This window comes from Klebsiella sp. D-Nf1 (genome assembly GCF_002810515.1).
Classification (GTDB): Bacteria; Pseudomonadota; Gammaproteobacteria; order Enterobacterales; family Enterobacteriaceae; genus Klebsiella; species Klebsiella variicola.
Window position 1 is genome coordinate 627,298 of record NZ_PIOK01000002.1, and the last position, 19,887, is coordinate 647,184.

At 57.9% G+C, this 19,887-nt stretch carries 18 protein-coding genes and 5 tRNA genes; 14 read left to right on the forward strand and 9 right to left on the reverse strand.

Features of this window, described 5'->3' with window-relative positions:
- Positions 1 to 8 precede the first annotated feature (8 nt).
- From recX to CWM54_RS13095, 14 genes are all read left to right on the forward strand, one after another.
- Positions 9 to 509: a recombination regulator RecX gene (recX, locus tag CWM54_RS13025; RefSeq protein ID WP_061153574.1), complete on the forward strand. Its 501-nt coding sequence runs from the start codon at positions 9 to 11 to the stop codon at positions 507 to 509.
- 251 nt (positions 510 to 760) lie between these two features.
- Positions 761 to 3,388: an alanine--tRNA ligase gene (alaS, locus tag CWM54_RS13030; protein ID WP_100697387.1), complete on the forward strand. Its 2,628-nt coding sequence runs from the start codon at positions 761 to 763 to the stop codon at positions 3,386 to 3,388.
- A 364-nt stretch (positions 3,389 to 3,752) separates the two neighbouring features.
- On the forward strand, positions 3,753 to 3,938 hold the full coding sequence (gene csrA, locus CWM54_RS13040; protein ID WP_000906486.1) for a carbon storage regulator CsrA: 186 nt from the start codon (positions 3,753 to 3,755) through the stop codon (positions 3,936 to 3,938).
- 325 nt (positions 3,939 to 4,263) lie between these two features.
- Positions 4,264 to 4,356: transfer RNA gene (locus CWM54_RS13045), tRNA-Ser, on the forward strand.
- A 4-nt stretch (positions 4,357 to 4,360) separates the two neighbouring features.
- Positions 4,361 to 4,437, forward strand: a tRNA-Arg gene (locus CWM54_RS13050).
- A 282-nt stretch (positions 4,438 to 4,719) separates the two neighbouring features.
- Positions 4,720 to 4,796 (forward strand) — tRNA-Arg (locus CWM54_RS13055).
- A 61-nt stretch (positions 4,797 to 4,857) separates the two neighbouring features.
- A tRNA-Arg gene (locus CWM54_RS13060) sits at positions 4,858 to 4,934 on the forward strand.
- 96 nt (positions 4,935 to 5,030) lie between these two features.
- Positions 5,031 to 5,107 (forward strand) — tRNA-Arg (locus CWM54_RS13065).
- Between the two features lie 356 nt (positions 5,108 to 5,463).
- Positions 5,464 to 5,778 (forward strand): BON domain-containing protein, encoded by a 315-nt coding sequence (locus CWM54_RS13070; RefSeq protein ID WP_061153576.1) that lies wholly within the window; start codon positions 5,464 to 5,466, stop codon positions 5,776 to 5,778.
- A 125-nt stretch (positions 5,779 to 5,903) separates the two neighbouring features.
- A complete protein-coding gene (yqaB, locus tag CWM54_RS13075; RefSeq protein WP_061153577.1) occupies positions 5,904 to 6,470 on the forward strand; it encodes a fructose-1-phosphate/6-phosphogluconate phosphatase in 567 nt (188 codons plus the stop codon).
- On the forward strand, positions 6,467 to 6,895 hold the full coding sequence (locus CWM54_RS13080) for a YqaA family protein (protein ID WP_008806149.1): 429 nt from the start codon (positions 6,467 to 6,469) through the stop codon (positions 6,893 to 6,895). The genes yqaB and CWM54_RS13080 overlap by 4 nt, the downstream gene beginning before the upstream one ends.
- Positions 6,896 to 6,961: 66 nt before the next feature.
- On the forward strand, positions 6,962 to 8,518 hold the full coding sequence (gene gshA, locus CWM54_RS13085; protein WP_100697389.1) for a glutamate--cysteine ligase: 1,557 nt from the start codon (positions 6,962 to 6,964) through the stop codon (positions 8,516 to 8,518).
- Between the two features lie 164 nt (positions 8,519 to 8,682).
- Positions 8,683 to 9,198: an S-ribosylhomocysteine lyase gene (luxS, locus tag CWM54_RS13090; protein ID WP_002914351.1), complete on the forward strand. Its 516-nt coding sequence runs from the start codon at positions 8,683 to 8,685 to the stop codon at positions 9,196 to 9,198.
- Between the two features lie 52 nt (positions 9,199 to 9,250).
- The gene (locus CWM54_RS13095) at positions 9,251 to 10,018 is read left to right on the forward strand and encodes an AraC family transcriptional regulator (RefSeq protein WP_100697391.1); all 768 of its coding nucleotides are present in this window, start codon (positions 9,251 to 9,253) and stop codon (positions 10,016 to 10,018) included.
- On the opposite strand, the gene leuA is transcribed toward CWM54_RS13095, so the two are convergent.
- From leuA to proV, 9 genes are all read right to left on the reverse strand, one after another.
- Positions 9,997 to 11,673 (reverse strand): 2-isopropylmalate synthase, encoded by a 1,677-nt coding sequence (leuA, locus tag CWM54_RS13100; RefSeq protein WP_100697393.1) that lies wholly within the window; start codon positions 11,671 to 11,673, stop codon positions 9,997 to 9,999. The genes CWM54_RS13095 and leuA overlap by 22 nt on opposite strands.
- Positions 11,674 to 11,809: 136 nt before the next feature.
- A complete protein-coding gene (gene emrB / locus CWM54_RS13105) occupies positions 11,810 to 13,348 on the reverse strand; it encodes a multidrug efflux MFS transporter permease subunit EmrB (protein WP_061153580.1) in 1,539 nt (512 codons plus the stop codon).
- A 15-nt stretch (positions 13,349 to 13,363) separates the two neighbouring features.
- The gene (emrA, locus tag CWM54_RS13110) at positions 13,364 to 14,536 is read right to left on the reverse strand and encodes a multidrug efflux MFS transporter periplasmic adaptor subunit EmrA (RefSeq protein ID WP_061153581.1); all 1,173 of its coding nucleotides are present in this window, start codon (positions 14,534 to 14,536) and stop codon (positions 13,364 to 13,366) included.
- A 125-nt stretch (positions 14,537 to 14,661) separates the two neighbouring features.
- On the reverse strand, positions 14,662 to 15,192 hold the full coding sequence (mprA, locus tag CWM54_RS13115; RefSeq protein WP_002914337.1) for a transcriptional repressor MprA: 531 nt from the start codon (positions 15,190 to 15,192) through the stop codon (positions 14,662 to 14,664).
- Between the two features lie 90 nt (positions 15,193 to 15,282).
- Entirely contained in the window at positions 15,283 to 15,618 is a 336-nt protein-coding gene (gene ygaH, locus CWM54_RS13120; RefSeq protein ID WP_008806143.1) for an L-valine transporter subunit YgaH, read from the reverse strand.
- Positions 15,608 to 16,354, reverse strand: coding sequence for an AzlC family ABC transporter permease (locus CWM54_RS13125; RefSeq protein ID WP_061153582.1), 747 nt, complete (start codon positions 16,352 to 16,354; stop codon positions 15,608 to 15,610). Before CWM54_RS13125 ends, ygaH begins: the two co-directional genes overlap by 11 nt.
- Before the next feature lie 182 nt (positions 16,355 to 16,536).
- Entirely contained in the window at positions 16,537 to 17,535 is a 999-nt protein-coding gene (gene proX, locus CWM54_RS13130) for a glycine betaine/L-proline ABC transporter substrate-binding protein ProX (RefSeq protein WP_100697395.1), read from the reverse strand.
- A 70-nt stretch (positions 17,536 to 17,605) separates the two neighbouring features.
- Positions 17,606 to 18,673 (reverse strand): glycine betaine/L-proline ABC transporter permease ProW, encoded by a 1,068-nt coding sequence (gene proW, locus CWM54_RS13135; RefSeq protein WP_008806140.1) that lies wholly within the window; start codon positions 18,671 to 18,673, stop codon positions 17,606 to 17,608.
- Complete coding sequence (gene proV / locus CWM54_RS13140) at positions 18,666 to 19,868, reverse strand: glycine betaine/L-proline ABC transporter ATP-binding protein ProV (RefSeq protein WP_008806139.1); 1,203 nt, start codon at positions 19,866 to 19,868, stop codon at positions 18,666 to 18,668. The genes proW and proV overlap by 8 nt, the downstream gene beginning before the upstream one ends.
- Between the last annotated feature and the right edge of the window lie 19 nt (positions 19,869 to 19,887).

Here is a 19,887-nt window from a genome sequence, read left to right on the forward strand (position 1 = left end):
AGGTGCCTGTGACTGAACCTTCATCACGCCGCTCCGGCTACGCTCGCCTGCTGGACCGCGCTATCCGCATTCTGGCCATGCGCGACCACAGCGAACAGGAGCTGCGGCGCAAACTGGCTGCTCCGGTAATGAGCAAAAATGGCCCCGAGGCGCTGGACGTCACCCCCGAAGAGCTGGAGCAGGTGGTTGCCTGGTGTATTGAAAACCGCTATCTCGACGATAATCGTTTTGTCGGCCAGTTCATCGCCAGCCGGAGCCGCAAAGGCTATGGCCCGGCGCGTATTCGCCAGGAGCTCAGCCAGAAAGGGATTGCGCGGCAGGCCGTTGAACAGGCGATGCGCGAATGCGATATCGACTGGGTGAGCCTTGCCAGGGAGCAGGCGCAGCGTAAATACGGCGAACCGTTACCTTCCGCCTTTACTGAAAAAGTGAAAGTTCAGCGATTCCTGCTCTACCGCGGCTACCTGATGGAAGATATCCAGGAAATCTGGCGAAATTTTGCAGATTGACCCATCGGGGATTTTACTTCGCCGTAAAGAAAACTTATCTTATTCCCACTTTATTCCGTCGGGCCGCTGGTTGTGACAGTACAGACAGCGTCCAGGGCGATTATTCCTTATACACAAAATCATTCAAGCTGCATCAGGGCGGCAAGAGAGAACATCTTCTGGAACGCACGTCAGTTCGGTGCCGGGAGAGCAAGCGCAGCCAGGACAGAGGCGACTTGAAGGATGACGTGTAGCTTGATTTCAGGATAATTATGAGCAAGAGCACCGCTGAGATCCGTCAGGCGTTTCTCGACTTTTTCCATAGTAAGGGACATCAGGTAGTTGCCAGCAGCTCCCTGGTGCCGCACAACGATCCAACCCTGCTGTTTACCAACGCCGGGATGAACCAGTTCAAGGATGTCTTCCTTGGCCTCGACAAACGTAATTATTCGCGCGCGACCACCGCGCAGCGTTGCGTGCGTGCGGGTGGTAAACACAACGATCTGGAAAACGTCGGTTACACCGCGCGTCACCACACCTTCTTTGAAATGCTGGGCAACTTCAGCTTCGGCGATTATTTCAAGCAGGATGCCATCAAATACGCATGGGAACTGCTGACCGGTGAAAACTGGTTCGCCCTGCCGAAAGAGAAGCTGTGGGTTACCGTTTACGAGACCGATGACGAAGCGTTCGACATCTGGGCTAACGAAGTGGGCGTTCCGCGTGAGCGGATCATCCGCATCGGCGACAACAAAGGCGCGGCGTTTGCTTCTGATAACTTCTGGCAGATGGGCGACACGGGGCCGTGCGGCCCGTGCACCGAAATCTTCTTTGACCACGGCGATCACATCTGGGGTGGCCCTCCGGGAAGCCCGGAAGAAGACGGCGACCGTTACATCGAGATCTGGAACATCGTCTTCATGCAGTTCAACCGTCAGGCTGACGGTACCATGGAGCCGCTGCCGAAGCCGTCCGTTGATACCGGTATGGGGCTGGAGCGTATTGCCGCTGTGCTGCAGCACGTTAACTCCAACTATGATATCGACCTGTTCCGCGATCTGATCGCCAGCGTGGCGAAAGTCACCGGCGCGACCGACCTGACGAACAAGTCGCTGCGCGTGATTGCCGACCACATTCGCTCCTGTGCGTTCCTGATCGCTGATGGTGTGATCCCGTCGAATGAAAACCGCGGCTACGTGCTGCGTCGCATCATTCGCCGTGCGATCCGTCACGGCAACATGCTGGGCGCGAAGGACACCTTCTTCTGGAAACTGGTTGCCCCGCTGATCGCCGTGATGGGTTCCGCCGGTGAAGAACTGAAACAGCAGCAGGCTCAGGTTGAGCAGGTGCTGAAAACCGAAGAAGAGCAGTTTGCCCGCACTCTGGAGCGCGGACTGGCGCTGCTGGATGAGGAGCTGTCGAAGCTGAAAGGCGACACGCTGGATGGCGAAACGGCCTTCCGTCTGTATGACACCTACGGCTTCCCGGTCGACCTGACGGCGGACGTGTGCCGCGAACGCAACATTAAAGTTGACGAAGCCGGCTTTGAAGCCGCCATGGAAGAGCAGCGCCGCCGCGCGCGCGAGTCCAGCGGTTTCGGCGCTGACTATAACGCGATGATCCGCGTTGATGGCGCCTCTGAATTTAAAGGTTACGACCATCTGGAGCTGAACGGCAAAGTCACCGCGCTGTTTATCGACGGTAAAGCGGTGGATAGCATCAGCGCCGGCCAGGAAGCGGTGGTGATCCTCGATCAGACCCCGTTCTATGCAGAATCCGGCGGCCAGGTGGGCGATAAAGGCGAACTGAAAGGCGCGGGCTTCTCCTTCGCCGTCAGCGACACGCAGAAGTACGGCCAGGCCATTGGTCATATCGGTAAAGTCGCCAGCGGCTCCCTGAAAGTGGGTGACGCGGTGCAGGCCGATGTGGATGAGGCTCGCCGTCAGCGTATTCGTCTGAACCACTCCGCGACGCATCTGATGCACGCGGCGCTGCGCCAGGTGCTCGGCACCCATGTGGCGCAGAAAGGTTCGCTGGTTAACGATAAAGCGCTGCGCTTTGACTTCTCGCATTTCGAAGCGATGAAGCCGGAAGAAATTCGTGCAGTGGAAGATCTGGTGAACGCGCAGATCCGTCGTAACCTGGCTATCGAAACCAATATCATGGATATCGACGCCGCGCGCGCATCCGGCGCCATGGCGCTGTTCGGCGAGAAATACGATGACCGTGTCCGCGTGCTGCAGATGGGCGACTTCTCCACCGAACTGTGCGGCGGGACTCACGCGGCGCGTACCGGTGATATCGGCCTGTTCCGTATCACCTCAGAGTCCGGTACCGCCGCTGGCGTGCGCCGTATCGAAGCGGTAACCGGCGAAGGCGCGATAGCCATGCTGCACGCGCAGAGCGATCAGCTCAGCGATATCGCACAGCTGTTGAAGGGTGACAGCCACAATCTCGGCGAGAAAGTTCGCGCCGCGCTGGAGCGTACCCGTCAGCTGGAAAAAGAGCTGCAGCAGCTGAAAGAGCAGGCTGCGGCGCAGGAGAGCGCAAACCTCTCCAGCAAAGCGGAAGAGATTAACGGCGTTAAGCTGCTGGTCAGCGAGCTGGCCGGCGTGGAGCCGAAGATGCTGCGTACCATGGTTGACGATCTGAAGAACCAGCTGGGTTCGACGATTGTGGTGTTGGCTACGGTCGCAGACGGTAAAGTTTCCCTGATTGCCGGTGTGTCTAAGGATGTGACAGATCGCGTGAAAGCAGGGGAGCTGGTTGGTATGGTCGCTCAGCAGGTGGGCGGTAAAGGGGGCGGTCGTCCGGATATGGCGCAGGCCGGTGGTACCGATGCGTCTGCTCTCCCTGCAGCGTTAGCCAGTGTGAAAGGCTGGGTCAGCGCAAAACTGTAATAACTATAAACGCCTATACCCTAAGTAATTCGAGTTGCAGGAAGGCGGCGACGTAGCGAATCCCCAGGAACTTACTCAAGTAAGTGACTGGGGTGAGTGAGGAAAGCCAACACACATGCAACGTGAAGTATGACGGGTATAGGTGCCGTAACCTCGGGGGAACGGCACCTTGCGTCATAAGTACTGATAACGATAAAGTCGGGTTGAAATTGTGTATATCGGCTAAACTTAGGTTTAACAGAATGTGATGCCATGACTGCCTTATACCGCAAGGTATTTGTCATCGCTTACTTTTTGGCGTTATATGATGGATAATGCCGGGATACGAGAGACCCGACTCTTTTAATCTTTCAAGGAGCAAAGAATGCTGATTCTGACTCGTCGAGTTGGTGAGACCCTCATGATTGGAGATGAGGTCACTGTGACAGTTTTAGGGGTGAAGGGTAACCAGGTTCGTATTGGCGTAAACGCCCCTAAAGAAGTATCTGTTCACCGTGAAGAGATCTACCAGCGTATTCAGGCTGAAAAATCCCAGCAGTCCAGTTACTAAGGTTTCCGCGCCTCGCTGTCCAGTGAGGCGCATCCCTTCCCGCCGTTATTTTTGCCTTTTTCACTTTTTCCCCCTGCGCAATACCGGTTTTCATCACCCTTTACCGCTTTGGCTGTTTGGCGTTATGCCAGCGCCAGGTCTGATTTCCTGTTGATAAATTGCCCTTTTTGCCGTTTTTGCACGCGAATTGCGTGCGAAGTGTGCAAACGAAAAAAGGTCTCGAAAAAGTGTTTGACTTATAAGTACCAGAAAGTAATATGTGCGCCATCGCAGCGACGAAGAGCAGAAACAAGTTCTTCAAAGCACTCGAAAGAGGCGTGTGTGTGGTGAGGTGGCCGAGAGGCTGAAGGCGCTCCCCTGCTAAGGGAGTATGCGGTCAAAAGCTGCATCCGGGGTTCGAATCCCCGCCTCACCGCCATTTTGCATCCGTAGCTCAGCTGGATAGAGTACTCGGCTACGAACCGAGCGGTCGGAGGTTCGAATCCTCCCGGATGCACCATATTCTCCTTAGTAACAGCGATATCGTTGTTGCAGGGGCTGCGAAATTATCGCCAGCACCAGGGAGGATAACGTTGAGTAAACAACGGCCCGTAGGGCGAGGCGCAGCCGAGTAATCCTCCCGGATGCACCATCTTCTTTCTGAATTAAGAGAGAAGAACGCTGTGAAAGCAGCGGCCCGCAGTGCGAGGCATAATCGAGTCACTCTACCGATTAGGCCATCATACTCAGTGTGGCATGTGTTAGTTGTGACACTGACGCGTAGTAAAGCAAGTTTCCCGATGCATCCGTAGCTCAGCTGGATAGAGTACTCGGCTACGAACCGAGCGGTCGGAGGTTCGAATCCTCCCGGATGCACCATTCTTTAATAAGAATGGCAAATCGCGAAATTTGATATCAGAATTACAGCAGTAATCCCGATGCATCCGTAGCTCAGCTGGATAGAGTACTCGGCTACGAACCGAGCGGTCGGAGGTTCGAATCCTCCCGGATGCACCATATTCTCCTTAGTAACAGCAACATTGTTGTTATCTGGTTTGCGAAACCATCGCAAGTGCTAGGAGAGTAACCCCGCAGTAAAATAGCTTTCCCGATGCATCCGTAGCTCAGCTGGATAGAGTACTCGGCTACGAACCGAGCGGTCGGAGGTTCGAATCCTCCCGGATGCACCATATTCTCCATAATAACAGCGACGATGTTGTTGTATGGTCTGCGAAATCATCGCCAGCACCAGGGGGGATAACGTTGCGTAAGCAACGGCCCGAAGGGCGAGGCGTAGCCGAGTCATCCTCCCGGATGCACCATATTCTCCTTAATAACAGCGACGATGTTGTTTTACGGTCTGCGAAATTATCGCCAGCACCCTTTCGAATACACCATCCTCACTCTTCTCTCTCCATCCCGATTACCTCGTTTTCCATCACCGATTTCATCCTGACTTTTTTTATTGGCAAGCCGCGCTTTCCACTATAATTTATCCTTGTATATCAGCGTTATCAGGCTGAGATAAATGCAAGGAGAGAAATCCATGAAATGGTTCAAAGCAATACCTGCTTTTTGCGCGACGCTGCTGGTGGCGACGGCCCTTACTGGCTGTGCCGGTTCGTCCACCAAAGAAAGCACCGGCGGTTACATTGACGATACCGTGGTGACCACTAAGGTGAAAACGGCGCTCTTTAATGATAAAGAAATCAAGTCCTCAGAAATCAGCGTCCAGACCTTTAAAGGCCGCGTGCAGTTGAGCGGGTTTGTCTCCTCTGCTGATAGCGCTAAACGTGCGGTAGAAGTCACCCGTCGGGTGCAGGGCGTGCGAATGGTCGAGAACGATCTGCGTATTAAATAAGACCGGCTATCTGGTTTTATGCCTGAAGGCGCCTGAGGGCGCCTTTGTCGTTTAAGCCGCTGGCCGCGACAACGACGGGCTTTTGCGATAGAGTAACCATTCATTAACCGGTTGGTGAGAAGACAATGTACGAAGGTTACGCAGGACTGATCTTTGATATGGATGGCACCATTCTCGATACCGAGCCGACGCATCGTCAGGCATGGAACGAGGTGTTGGGCCGCTACGGTATGCGTTTCGACGAACAGGCGATGGTCGCGCTCAATGGCTCACCAACCTGGCGGATTGCCCAGGCGATTATTGAACTCAACCAGGCGGATCTCGATCCACATCGCCTGGCGCAGGAAAAAACCCAGGCGGTTAAGGCGATGCTGCTGGACAGCGTACGCCCATTGCCGCTGATTGAGGTGGTCAAGGCATGGCATGGCCGTCGCCCGATGTCGGTGGGTACCGGCAGCGAAAGCGCCGTCGCCGAGGCACTGCTGGCGCACCTGGGCCTGCGTCATTACTTCACCGCGGTGGTGGCGGCCGATCATGTGGTCAACCATAAACCCGCGCCCGATACCTTCCTGCTGTGCGCCGAGCGCATGGGCGTCGCGCCGGAAAACTGCGTGGTCTTCGAAGATGCCGACTTTGGTCTGCAGGCGGCGAAGCGCGCAGGCATGGACGCTGTTGACGTGCGTTTGCTGTGAGCGACGCGCTGTCACTCACCTCGCTGTTTGCCAGTAGCTTTTTAAGCGCCACGCTGCTTCCCGGTAATTCGGAGGTTGTGCTGGTGGCTATGCTACTTGCAGGGGTCAGTCATCCATGGTGGTTAGTATTAATAGCAACAATCGGCAATAGCCTTGGAGGGGTAACTAACGTTATTCTGGGGCGCTTGTTTCCGCTGCGCAAAACCTCGCGCTGGCAGGAGCGGGCGGCCGGCTGGCTTAAGCGCTACGGCGCGGTCACGCTCTTACTGAGCTGGGCGCCGGTTGTCGGTGATTTACTGTGTTTGCTGGCGGGATGGATGCGCATTTCCTGGGGACCGGTACTCTTTTTCTTATGCCTTGGTAAGGCGCTGCGCTATATCGTTATTGCGGCAGCGACGCTTCAGGGCATGACGTGGTGGCACTAATTGGACTGATAGTTCATCCATTACAATTATGCTTATTCAAACGATTTCGACAGGCGGGAGGTCAAATTGATCCCGGACGTATCACAGGCGCTGGCCTGGCTGGAAAAACATCCGCAGGCTCTGCAGGGTATTCAACGTGGTCTGGAGCGGGAAACGCTGCGCGTTAACGCCGACGGCACCCTTGCAACGACCGGTCACCCTCTGGCGTTAGGCTCAGCGCTGACGCATAAATGGATTACCACCGATTTTGCCGAAGCTTTACTCGAGTTCATTACGCCGGTAGATGGCGATATTGAGCATATGCTGACCTTTATGCGCGATGTCCATCGCTATACCGCGCGTCAGCTGGGCGACGAGCGGATGTGGCCGCTGAGTATGCCATGCTATATCGCTCCCGGTCAGGATATTGAGCTGGCGCAGTACGGCACCTCAAACGTGGGGCGTCTGAAAACGCTGTATCGCGAGGGGCTGAAGAACCGCTATGGCGCGCTGATGCAGACTATCTCCGGCGTGCACTATAACTTCTCGCTGCCGATGGCGTTCTGGCAGGCGAAGTGCGGCGTGGAAGACGTCGAAAGCGGTAAAGAAGCTATCTCGGCGGGCTATTTCCGCTCGATTCGTAACTACTATCGCTTTGGCTGGGTGATCCCTTATCTGTTCGGCGCTTCGCCGGCGATTTGCTCTTCGTTCCTGCAAGGGAAACCGACGACGCTGCCTTTTGAGGAAGCGGGTAACGGTATGTACTACCTGCCGTACGCCACCTCGCTGCGCCTCAGCGACCTCGGTTATACCAATAAGTCGCAAAGCAATCTCGGAATTACGTTTAACGATCTGCACGAGTATGTGGCAGGATTGAAGCGGGCGATTAAAACGCCGTCGGAAGAGTACGCCAAAATCGGGCTGCAGAAAGACGGCAAGTATCTGCAGATCAACAGCAATATCCTGCAGATTGAAAACGAACTCTATGCGCCGATCCGTCCGAAACGCGTGACCCGTCGGGGCGAAACCCCGTCCGATGCGCTGCTACGCGGCGGCATTGAGTACATTGAAGTGCGTTCGCTGGATATCAACCCGTTCTCGCCGATCGGCGTTGACGCCCAGCAGGTGCGTTTCCTCGATCTGTTTATGGTCTGGTGCGCGTTGGCCGACGCGCCGGAGATGAGCAGCGATGAGCTGCTGTGCACCCGCACCAACTGGAATCGGGTGATTCTGGAAGGGCGTAAGCCGGGCTTAACGCTGGGGATTGGCTGCGAAAGCGCGCAGTTCCCGTTGGCTCAGGTGGGCAAAGATCTGTTCCGCGATTTACGCCGCGTGGCGCAGACCCTTGACAGTATCCACGGTGGCCAGGCATATCAGCAGGTCTGCGACGAGCTGCTGGCCTGCTTTGACGATCCGGAATTAACCTTCTCAGCCCGCATTCTGCGTTCTATGATTGAAGAAGGGATTGGCGGCACTGGCCGTGCATTGGCGGATCGCTATCGGACGCAGCTGCGTGAAGAGCCGCTGGAGATCCTGAGCGAAGCCGATTTCATCGCCGAGTGCGAGGCATCGGTGGCGCGGCAGAAGAAAGTGGAAGCGGAAGACAGTGAGCCGTTTGAAGCGCTGCTGGCACGACACGCGTAGCCGCTGACGATACAAAAGAAAAAGGCCACATCAATGTGGCCAAACTTTCATCTCTGATTCAGGGATGATGATGATAATAAATGCGCGTCTTTCATATACTGAGACTCGCGGCTGAACAAAGAGTTCATTTTATTTTAAAAAAAAATCACTCCCGGAGGTGACGAATGCCGTTGTTAGATAGTTTCACAGTCGACCATACCCGAATGGAAGCCCCAGCGGTGCGTGTCGCGAAGAAAATGAACACGCCGCATGGCGATGAAATCACCGTTTTCGATCTGCGCTTCTGCGTGCCGAACCAGGAAGTGATGCCGGAGCGCGGTATCCACACCCTGGAGCACCTGTTCGCGGGCTTTATGCGCGATCACCTGAACGGGAATGGCGTGGAAATTATCGACATTTCGCCGATGGGCTGCCGCACCGGGTTCTATATGAGCCTGATTGGTACGCCAGATGAGCAGCGCGTCGCTGACGCCTGGAAAGCGGCGATGGCCGATGTACTGAAGGTAAAAGATCAGAACCAGATCCCGGAGCTGAACGTTTACCAGTGCGGAACCTACACGATGCACTCGCTGGAAGAGGCCCAGGACATCGCTCGTCATATCATTGAGCGCGATGTGCGCATCAACAGCAACGACGAACTGGCGCTGCCGAAAGAAAAACTGCAGGAACTGCACATCTAGTGCTTCCGCCACGGCCCGACGCCTGTCGCCGGGCCGCTCTCCTGACGCCGCCATGACGACCACCACGGCTTTCTCCTTTCAGCACCGCCCGCTGGTGCCTTTTGCCCATGATTATGCCCACGGTGACCAGGAAGACTGGCATCAGCATGACTGCGCCCAGTTGCTGCATATTTTAAGCGGCGTGGTGCGGGTCGCGACACCGGCAGGTTACTGGGTGGTGCCGCCCGGACGCGGCGTCTGGCTGCCGGCGGGAACGCCGCACGCGCTGCGTATGACCGGCAACGTGGCGGCGCGCACGCTGTTTATCGATCCGCTGGCGCGCGCCGATCTCCCGGCGGGCTGCCAGATCGTACAGATCACGCCGCTGCTACGGGAACTGATCGTCTCATCCCTGGGACTGGCCGAGCGCTATGCCCCCGCCAGCCGTGACGAACGCATTTATGAGCTGATCCTCGATGAGATCCGCGGGATGGCGATCCTGCCGTTTGGCCTGCCGGAACCACAAAGCGACACGCTGCGTCGGCTATGTCAGCAGGTGCGTGAGACGCCGGGCGATGTCTGGAGCAGCGGCCAGGCGGCGAAGGCGTGCAGCATGAGCGAGCGAACGCTTAACCGCCATTTTCAGCAGCAGACTAGCCTGACGTGGAGTGAGTGGGTGCGCCGGGCGAAGCTAATGGAAGCGCTGATTCGCCTGGCACAGGGTCACTCCGTGCTGCGGGTGGCGCTGGAGCTGGGCTACGGCAGCCACAGCGCCTTCAGCGCCATGTTTCGTCGGGTGATGGGCGTTGCTCCCAGCGACTATTTTCGCCCTCCGACCTGATCGGCGACGCTGATCGCATTGCACAATGCCTGCAGCGAAGCGCGCGCCACGTCATTATCAATCCCTACCCCCCAGTAGCTTTCACCTTGCGGAAAAACGCAGCGGATATAGGCGACCGACCGACTGTCGCTGCGCGCGCCAAGGGTATGCTCATGGTAGTCCTTGATCATAAACGGCTGTCTGAGCAGTGCGCTGAGGCCGCTGGCGGCGGCCGACAGCAGGCCGTTGCCCTGGCCCTGCAGGCGTCGGGTTTCGCCGTGGTGTCGCAGCGTCGCCTGCAGCGAAAGCTGGCCATCCTGTTGGCTGGCGCTCTGATAATCAAGCAGCGTCAGCGCAGGCTGCGCCAGCAGGCCGTAGCGCGTGCGGAACAACTGCCACAGCGCGTGGTGGGTCATCTCTTTGCCGTCGCTATCGGTCGCCTGCTGTACATGCTGACTGAAGTCCTGCTGCAGCCCGCGGGGCAGCTTGAGACCATGGTTTTGTTCGATAAGCCAGGCGCTGCCGCTTTTCCCCGACTGGCTGTTGACGCGGATCACCGCCTCATAGCTACAGCCAATATCCTGTGGGTCAATGGGCAGGTAGGGCATCTGCCACGGATCGCCTGGCTGACGGGTATCAAACCCTTTTTTGATCGCATCCTGATGGGAGCCGGAGAAGGCGGTGTAAGCCAGACTTCCCGCCCACGGGTGGCGCGGGTGAACGGGGATCTGGTTGCAGTTTTCCACCACCTCCACCACCCGGTTCATCTGCTCGAAGCGAAGCTGGGGGTCGATGCCCTGGCTGTAGAGGTTCATGGCCAGCGTGACCAGGCAGACGTTGCCGGTACGTTCGCCATTGCCAAACAGGCAGCCTTCCACCCGATCGGCGCCGGCCATCACCGCCAGCTCGGCGCTGGCGACACCGGTCCCGCGGTCGTTATGCGGGTGCACGCTGATGCAGACCTCGCCACGGCGGGAGAAGTGGCGGCAAAAATACTCGATCTGATCGGCATAGACGTTGGGGGTGTTCACTTCCACCGTCGCCGGCAGATTGACGATCATCGGCCGTTCGGCGCAGGGCTGCCAGACGTCCGCCACCGCCTCGCAAATCTCAAGTGCAAACTCGGGTTCGGTAAAGCAGAAGGTCTCTGGTGAGTATTCGTATTGCCAGCGGGTCTCCGGCTGTTGTTCGCACTGCTGGCGGATAAGTCGGGTGGCGGGGGTCGCCATGGCGATCACTTCGGCTTTATCCATCCCAAAGACCAGCTCGCGAAACAGCGGCGCGGTGGCATTGTAGAGGTGGACGGTGGCCTGGCGGGCGCCGCGCAGCGCCTCAAAGGTGCGCAGGATCAGCGGATCCCGCGCCTGGGTCAGCACCTGGATGGTGACATCTTCTGGGATGCGCTGCTCGTCGATCAGCTGGCGGACGAAGTTGAAATCGGTTTGCGAAGCGGAAGGGAAGGCGACCTCAATCTCTTTAAAGCCGCACTCCAGCAGCAGATCCCAGAACTGCAGTTTGCGGGCGCTGTCCATGGGCTCCGCCAGCGCCTGGTTGCCGTCGCGCAGGTCGGTCGACAGCCAGCGCGGGGCGTGGCTGATTTGCCGGTCGGGCCAGCGGCGGTCGGGCAGGGCAATCGGCGGATAGGGACGGTACTTTTCAGCAGGATGGCTCAGCATAGTATTCTCCTTAATGGTCAGCCTTTATCCTGCCCGAGCGTCGGGTGGCGGGCTCTCGCAAACGAGACAGAAACTAGCGAGAATTGGACAATCTGACGCCATAAAAAAGGGACCCGCAGGTCCCTTAGTCTGATACTTAGTGTGCGCCCCCACCGCCGCCGCCGGCGCTGAATGGCGGCCTGGCGAACCACACCAGGCTGAGCAGAAGAATAAATATCCCCGCCGACACCCAGAAGATTTCGTTGGCGGAGATAATCAACCCCTGGTTGGTTATCTGCTGTGCTATCCAGCCGGAAGCCTGCTGCTGGGTCATTCCCATGCCCTGCAGCTGATCGTACATCTGCTGGGCGTTGGGGTTGAACGGCGTCACCGACTCGGTGAGCTGCGCATGGTGCAGCGCCTCACGGTTGGTCCACATGGTGGTGGTAATCGAGGTACCGATGGAACCGGCAAGCGTTCGGGTAAAGTTCGACAAGCTCGACGCCGCCGCCAGCCGCTCCGGTGGCAGGCCGGAGAGGGTGATGGTGGTCAATGGCATGAAGAAGCAGGCTACCGCGAAGCCCTGGATAAACTGCGGCCACGCCGAAGCACCAAAGTCCATACCCGGTTCAAAGGTCCACGCGCGCCAGTAGAAGCACACCGCATACATAATAAAGCTGAAAGTCACCAGCCGCCGCATATCGAGCTTATGCGCAAAGCGGCCGATGATTGGCGACAGAATAACCGGGATCACCCCCACCGGCGCCGACGCCAGACCGGCCCAGGTGGCGGTGTAGCCGTAGACCTCCTGCAACAGTTGCGGCAGCAGCACGATGGCGCCGAAGTAGAGCATATAGGCCAGGCTGATACACAAACAGCCGATGGTGAAGTTGCGTGACTTAAACAGCGAGAGGTCGACTATCGGGTTATCGTCGGTCAGCTCCCAGACAATCAGGAAACTTATCGCCACCACCGCCACGATGGTCAGGATGATAATCTCGTTGGAAGCGAACCAGTCGAGCTCTTTACCGCGGTCGAGCATCACCTGCAGGCTACCGATACCGATGATCAGCAGGGCGAGACCCACGCCGTCGATGCGCCGTTGTTCGGTGCGGGTTTCACGGTTGCGCAGGGTTTGCAGGGTCATGATCACCACCGCCACGCCAATCGGCACGTTGATGAAGAAGATCCAGCCCCAGTGATAGTTATCGCTGATATAGCCGCCGAGAATCGGGCCACAGATCGGCGCGACGATCACGGTCATTGACCACAGGGCCAGCGCAATCGACCGCTTCGCCGGCGGGTAGTTGCTGAGCAACAGGCTCTGCGACAGCGGGATCAGCGGACCGGCGACGATCCCCTGAATGACGCGGAAGAAAATCAGCATCGTCAGGCTGTTCGACACCCCGCAGGCCCAGGAGGCGATAGCGAATGCCACCGTCGACCAGACGAAGAGCTTCACCTCGCCGACGCGCTTCGCCAGCCAGCCGGTAATGGGGATGGAGATGGCGTTGGCCACCCCGAACGAGGTGATGACCCAGGTTCCCTGGCTCAGCGACGAGCCAAGGTTACCGGCAATGGTCGGAATCGCCACGTTGGCGATAGTGGAGTCCAGCACCTGCATGAACGTCGCCAGCGACAGCGCAATGGTCATAATGACCAGTTGCGCGCCTTCGAGCGGTTTTTGCTGTTGCATTACGCTCACCCCGAATTATCCGGCGTTGGCCTGGATGATACCGTCGATCAGTTTATTGACCGGCTCAAGCGCGATTTCGCGGGCATTGCTCTCGTAAACCGGGGAGCTTCGCACCTGGCTGGCCAGCATTTCGCCATCGCGATCGGTGGTGTTGACTTCCACCAGCGTGGAGAGGCCGATGCGCAGCGGGTGTTCCGCCAGCTGTTTTTCATCCAGCTCGATGCGGACCGGCAGGCGCTGTACCACTTTGATCCAGTTACCGGTGGCGTTCTGCGCCGGCAGCAGGGAGAAGGCGCTGCCGGTGCCCATATCGAGGCCGACCACTTTGCCGGTGTACTTCACGTCATCGCCATAGATGTCGCTGATTACGGTAGCCGGCTGGCCGATGCGCATGTGCGCCAGCTGGGTCTCTTTAAAGTTGGCGTCGATCCACAGGTTGGTCGCCGGGACCACCGCCATCAGCGGCGTGGTGGTGCCAATCTGCGCCCCAGGCTGTACCGAGCGACGGGAAACGTAGCCGCTAATCGGGCTGACGATTTGTGTACGCTGCAGGGCCAGCCAGGCGTTACGCACTTCGGTGGCCGCCTGCAGCACCGCCGGCTGCTGTTCCAGTTTGGTGCCCAGCACGATCGCCTGGTTGGCGTTGTACTGCTGGATTGCCACGTCGAGTTCGGCCTGCGCGCTGGCGACGGTATCGCGGGCGTGCTGCAGCTCTTCGCGGCCGATCAGGTTCGCGGCGCCCAGCGGGATGCGGCGATTCAGGTCAGCCTGGGCCTGGGCAAGGGCGGTTTTTTTGACGTCGATGTTCGCCTGCAATTGCTTGCTGTTGATCATCTGCTGGCGGGTCTGACGGACGCTGGCGGCCAGCTGCGTTTTGGCTTTCTCAAACGCCTGCTGGGCATCGGTCTGATCGAGCGTCACCAGCGGATCGCCTTTCTGCACGTAGTCCGTGTTGTCCGCCCAGACTTTGGTCACGCTGCCCGAGACCTGGGCCATAATTTGTACCTGGTTCCCTGCCACGTAGGCATCGTCGGTCTCTTCGTAGTGACGCAGTACCAGAAACCAGTAAATCCCATATGCCACGGCAATAATAATAAAGAGCAATGTCAGCAACAGGAGTGCGCCTTTGCGCTTTCCTTTTTTGCTGCCTGGTTGCTGCGGGGTTTGGCTCTCCGCATTTGCGCTCATGTTATTCTCCACGATCTTATTATTTCACATCGGCTGAGCCGACCTGTTTATCAGAAAGGCCAGCAGAGATCTGCTGGCCTGGCTGTTTTCCTTGCAACGTAAAAATGGATTGAGCGACGCCGCCCTTAGCGTAGAGAGTCCGCCAGCACGCCTTCTTCTTCCATCTGGTCAAGGCGGCTCAGGAGTTTGCGGGTGATATGTTCGAGCTGATCTTTTTCGCTGGTGCTGAGTGAAGACCACAGCTGATGCAGGCAGTTATGCTGCGGTGGCAGGACTTCACGCAAAAACTGATGGCCCTTTTCGGTCAGCTGCAGATGCAGACAGCGGCGATCGTTATCGCTCTCGCGGCGTTCAATCCAGCCGCGTTTTTCCAGTTCATCAGCGATACGGGTGGCGTTGGTCCGCGACGAGCCCAGCGCGCAGCTTAGCTCGGACGGCTGAATGCTGTGGTTTTCCTGCGACTCCAGGGTAATCAGCGCCATGAATAATGTCTCGTTAATTCCCTGCGCTTTGAGCATTTTATTGCGGTTTTCCAGCAGCTTACCTTGCATGTGCATGCAAAGACGAGTTAACAGGATCTCCTGGAACGGGAAATCTTCATGGCGGCTGGCGCGGAATTTGAGCATTTGCTCAATGGGAGTAAACGAACTATCCATTTGGGTATGACCTCATTAATTACAGCCGATATAATAACTATTGTGACAAATAAATCAAATGAATTATTGACTAAAATTGATACGTAAGGCTTAGAGTCCGCTGGTGATTTTCCATGCCAGACCATAGGCCAACGCCGACAGCAGCGTCGGGACAATAATGCTGCGGGTTTTCCAGAAGGCGGCCCCCAGCACCAGGAAGCCGATCAGCGTCGGCGCCAGACGATGGGCATCGGCGAGGATCTCCGGCACGCTGGAGACCACCAGCAGCGCGCAAATCGAGGCGATGCCAATGGTATCCAGCAGCACGCTGACCGGGCCACGGCGAGCAGGCCGGGCATGGCCCGCGCGCAGGCGCAGGGGAAGATAGCGAAACAGATAATTCACGCTGCCGACAATCACCCCGAGCAGAAGGACTTCACTGTTCATCCGGCATCCCCTTCAGCATGGCCTGGACCAGCGCCGTCAGACACCCGCAGACAATCCCGGCGAGGATCGCCGCCGGAATGGAAAATAACAGAATGCCGCCCAGCGCGCCTGCCAGAGCTGCCGTGACGCAGAGTGACTGCTGGCGCTGGAATGAGGCTAGCAGGAAGCTCATAAACAGCGCCGGCAGCATAAAGCCGAGCGCGGCTTCCACCGCGGGATAATCCACCAGCAGGCCGTTGCCGGACCAGGCGCCGGCCAGCGTGCCGCACACCCACGACGCCCAGGAGGTAAAAGCGAGACCGAGCATCCAGTTTTCGCTCCAGCGGCGGTTATCGCGGACCAGCCTGGCGGTGGCCGCGGCGAAAACCTCATCGGTCAGGCCGAAGGCCCAGAGGGCGGTTTTCTTTTTATCCAGCGTCGAGCGAATGCGGCTGCGCAATGAGGGGCCATACAGCACATGACGGACATCCATCGCCATCACCGTCAGGGCTGCGACCCACAGTGAACTGCCGGCGGCCAGCATGGCGGTGATCACAAACTGGCTGGCGCCAGCGTAAATAATGCAGGAGAAAAACAGGCTTTCCAGCGGGCTGAATCCCAGCCGAGTGGCGTTTAGTCCGAAGGCGAAAGCCACCGGCAGGTAGCTGATAACGATGGGGAGGCTGTCTTTGATGCCTTCGCCAACCGTGGCGACACGTTCAGGTAAGGCACAGGTTAAGGGCGCGGGGTTTTCCATATGAATAACTTATCGCTGGATCCATGAGAAGGTGGCAATTTGACCGATGGGTCCACCTTAACAGAGCGCGGCGCGCCTTAACACTATGAAAATGACCGCAATCCGTTTTTCCGCAACCTGTGTTGCATGCTGGAGGGGAAGGGAGCCCGGATAAGACTGAGCGCCTTATCCGGGAGACTGGGTTACTGCTGCGCAGCGAGCGCCGCTTTCACCCAGCTGTCGAACAGCGGCTGGTGGGCTTTGATCCAGCCATCGACATGGCCGTTAATGTCGGCTTCGGAAGCATGGCCTTCATGCATCATCGCATTCTGGGCGTTGATGTCGGTAATCGGCAGCTTCATGACGCTAAACAGGGTGGCGGCGGCCGGGTTTTTCTCCGCCCACGCTTTGTTGGCGACAATGTGCATGGTGTTCACCGGGAAGCCATAGTTGGCGCCGTTGGCCAGTTTGGTATCGATGTCTTTCTGTTTGCCTGGCAGGGAGGAGAACGGCACCTGCAGCCAGACGACGTCTTTACCTGGCTTCAGCACGTCGCTGACCCAGTACGGCGTCCAGGTGTAGTAGAGCACCGGTTTGCCTTCTTTATAACGGGCGATGGTGTCAGCCATCATCGCCGCGTAATTGCCCTGGTTATGGGTGACGGTGTTGCTCAGGCCATAGGCGTTAATCTGATGGTTAATGACCGCTTCGCAGCCCCAGCCTGGTGTACAGCCGGTGAGATCCGCTTTACCGTCGTTATTGGTATCAAACAGTTTGGCGATCTGCGGATCTTTAAGCTGATCGATGGAGGTGATGTGGTACTGCTCGGCGGTTTTTTTGTCGATCAGATAACCCTGGGCGGCGCCAGTGACAAACACCCCCTTGCGATAAAATTTGTTATCACCGCCTGCCGCAGCGTACATATCATCGTGCAGCGGCTGCCAGTTGGTGGCGATAAAGGTGGTATCGCCGGCGGCAATGGAGGTGTAGGCGACGTTATAGTCCACTTCGCTGGGTTTCTCAACGGTGTAGCCTAGCTTCTCCAGTGCGCGGCTGACCAGCAGGGTCTGGAAGGTCTCTTCCGAAATGGTGCTCTGAGCAGGCTTCACGGTAATCCCTTTGCCCGGCAGGTCGGCGGCGAAGGCGCTGGTGGCGATCAGGGTGGCAAAGGCGGCGGTGGCCATCATCGTGCGATGTCGCATGGTGGTTCCTCTTATTGTTTAATGGGGAGGCCGGCTCCCCGGCATCGGCTGTTGCCGGGGGGCAGCGCTGTTATCGACAGAAAGGGCGAGTGATAAGCCCCAGTGGGCCGGTGGTGTACCAGCGGCGGTTGCCGCGACTGCGGGCGTCGCGACCGACGGCCTGGGTGAGGCGGTCAAGAATAATCGCGAGGATCACGATCCCCACGCCGCCGACGGTAGCCAGACCCATATCCAGGCGGCCAATGCCGCGCAGCACCATCTGGCCGAGACCGCCGACAGCGATCATCGAGGCGATCACCACCATCGACAGGGCCAGCATCAGCGTCTGGTTTACCCCAGCCATGATGGTGGGCATCGCCAGCGGTAGCTGAACCTTAAACAACAGCTGGCGCGGGCTGGCGCCAAACGAGCGCGACGCTTCGATCAGATCCGCTGGCACCTGGTTTATCCCGAGAATGGTCAGGCGGACGATCGGCGGCAGGGCAAAAATAATCGTCACTACCACGCCGGGCACGTTGCCGATGCCGAACAGCATCACGATCGGCACCAGATAGACGAACGCCGGCGTGGTCTGCATGGCATCGAGCAGTGGGCGGATAATTTTCGCCGCCCGCGGACTGCGCGCCAGCCAGATCCCCAGCGGCAGGCCGATAACCATGCAGAACAGCAGGGCGGTGAGGACCAGCGCCAGGGTGACCATCGCCTGCGACCAGGCACCGATGGCGCCGATGGCAATCAGCGAAACCAGGGTGGCGACCCCCATGCCGAGGCTGGAGATCTGCCAGGCGATCAGCGCGAAGACGATAATCGCCACCGGCGCCGGCATCCCCAACAACAGCTGCTGGAAGGCGCTGAGGATGTAGTCGATCGGCACGCGGATCCCCTGGAATAGCGGACGGAAGTGCAGCACGATCCAGTCGATAGCGTGAGTGACCCAGCTGTCGAGCGGGATCAGCGTTTTATGGAACGGGTCCATGATGTTGAACGATTCCGGCTGCGGCGCGGGCGCGCTGTGCAGCCAGTCGGCGCCGCCGCCGTTGGCCGGCGCGGCAGTAGAGGCGCCACCCCAGGCATCGGCGGCCTGCGCAGCGCTGTCGGTTGCCGGGGCGCTGTCCCACGGATTAGTTTGATCAGCCATGATTCACCCCCTCGCGATCTAAAGCCTGGAGCAGCATTCGTTTGGAAATGATGCCAATGTATTGTTGTTCTTCATCCACCACCGGGACGGCGCACGGGGCGTGGCCGACGTGGGAGAGCAGATCGCTGAGCGGCGTTTGCGCCTCCACCGCCAGCGGGGCGTCAATCAGCGCCGCCTCGATCCCCTGGCCGACGCTGAGCGCGGTTTTCAGAGAATCGATCGAGACAATCCCGACAAAGCGATTTCCGCGTTCGATGACATAGCCATATTCCCGGTCTTCATCCTGTAATAATTTCAGCGCGGAACGGGGGCCAAAACCTGGGGTTTTACGAATCAATCCAACCGGGCTGCGACGGGCAATATCTTTGGCGCTGAAGACCTGGCTAATATCCACGCCACGGAAGAAGGTGCGCACATAATCATTGGCCGGATTATTCAGTATTTCATCCGGCGTACCGACCTGGACCACTTCGCCATTTTGCATAATGGCAATGCGATCGCCAATTCGCATGGCTTCATCAAGGTCATGAGAAATAAAGACGATAGTGCGTTGATGCTTCGCCTGTAATTTGATGAGCTCATCCTGCATTTCGGTGCGAATGAGCGGGTCGAGCGCGGAGAAGGCTTCATCCATTAACAGAATATCGGGATTAATCGCCAGCGCGCGAGCTAAACCGACGCGCTGACGCATCCCGCCGGAGAGTTCATCCGGCCAGGCGTGGGCATAATTCTCCAGCCCCACCTGCCGCAGCGCCTCCCGGGCTTTTTGCTCTCGTTCGGCGGTCGGGACGCCGGCCAGCGCCATGCCAAACGCCGTGTTGTCGAGCACGCTCATGTGTGGCATCAGCGCAAAGGACTGAAAAACCATCGCAATTTTCTTGCGACGCACCTCGCGCAGCTCGGCATCCGACATTTTGGCGATATCGACTCCGTCAATCAGCACCTGGCCGCGGGTGGGTTCAATCAGGCGATTGAGAAGGCGAACCATGGTGGATTTCCCCGAGCCGGAGAGCCCCATGATGACGAATATCTCGCCTTCTTCAATGGCCAGACTGGCGTCTTTGACGCCAAGCGACAGCCCCGTTTTTTCCAGTATTTGCGCTTTGTTGAGTCCTTTCTCAATATATTTGAAAGCCCGGTTTGGGTGCTCGCCAAATATCTTATAAAGATTTTTAATTTCTAATTTAATTGCCATGCAATAGAGAAGTTCCTGT

What these genes read in the sequence shown, in the direction of transcription:
- proX (WP_100697395.1), bottom strand. Translation starts at nt 17,535, where the DNA reads ATGCGACATCGCACGATGATGGCCACCGCCGCCTTTGCCACCCTGATC.
- CWM54_RS13095 (WP_100697391.1), top strand. Translation starts at nt 9,251, where the DNA reads ATGACGACCACCACGGCTTTCTCCTTTCAGCACCGCCCGCTGGTGCCT.
- leuA (WP_100697393.1), bottom strand. Translation starts at nt 11,673, where the DNA reads ATGCTGAGCCATCCTGCTGAAAAGTACCGTCCCTATCCGCCGATTGCC.
- csrA (WP_000906486.1), top strand. Translation starts at nt 3,753, where the DNA reads ATGCTGATTCTGACTCGTCGAGTTGGTGAGACCCTCATGATTGGAGAT.
- proW (WP_008806140.1), bottom strand. Translation starts at nt 18,673, where the DNA reads ATGGCTGATCAAACTAATCCGTGGGACAGCGCCCCGGCAACCGACAGC.
- emrA (WP_061153581.1), bottom strand. Translation starts at nt 14,536, where the DNA reads ATGAGCGCAAATGCGGAGAGCCAAACCCCGCAGCAACCAGGCAGCAAA.
- luxS (WP_002914351.1), top strand. Translation starts at nt 8,683, where the DNA reads ATGCCGTTGTTAGATAGTTTCACAGTCGACCATACCCGAATGGAAGCC.
- proV (WP_008806139.1), bottom strand. Translation starts at nt 19,868, where the DNA reads ATGGCAATTAAATTAGAAATTAAAAATCTTTATAAGATATTTGGCGAG.
- CWM54_RS13070 (WP_061153576.1), top strand. Translation starts at nt 5,464, where the DNA reads ATGAAATGGTTCAAAGCAATACCTGCTTTTTGCGCGACGCTGCTGGTG.
- alaS (WP_100697387.1), top strand. Translation starts at nt 761, where the DNA reads ATGAGCAAGAGCACCGCTGAGATCCGTCAGGCGTTTCTCGACTTTTTC.
- CWM54_RS13125 (WP_061153582.1), bottom strand. Translation starts at nt 16,354, where the DNA reads ATGGAAAACCCCGCGCCCTTAACCTGTGCCTTACCTGAACGTGTCGCC.
- mprA (WP_002914337.1), bottom strand. Translation starts at nt 15,192, where the DNA reads ATGGATAGTTCGTTTACTCCCATTGAGCAAATGCTCAAATTCCGCGCC.
- ygaH (WP_008806143.1), bottom strand. Translation starts at nt 15,618, where the DNA reads ATGAACAGTGAAGTCCTTCTGCTCGGGGTGATTGTCGGCAGCGTGAAT.
- yqaB (WP_061153577.1), top strand. Translation starts at nt 5,904, where the DNA reads ATGTACGAAGGTTACGCAGGACTGATCTTTGATATGGATGGCACCATT.
- emrB (WP_061153580.1), bottom strand. Translation starts at nt 13,348, where the DNA reads ATGCAACAGCAAAAACCGCTCGAAGGCGCGCAACTGGTCATTATGACC.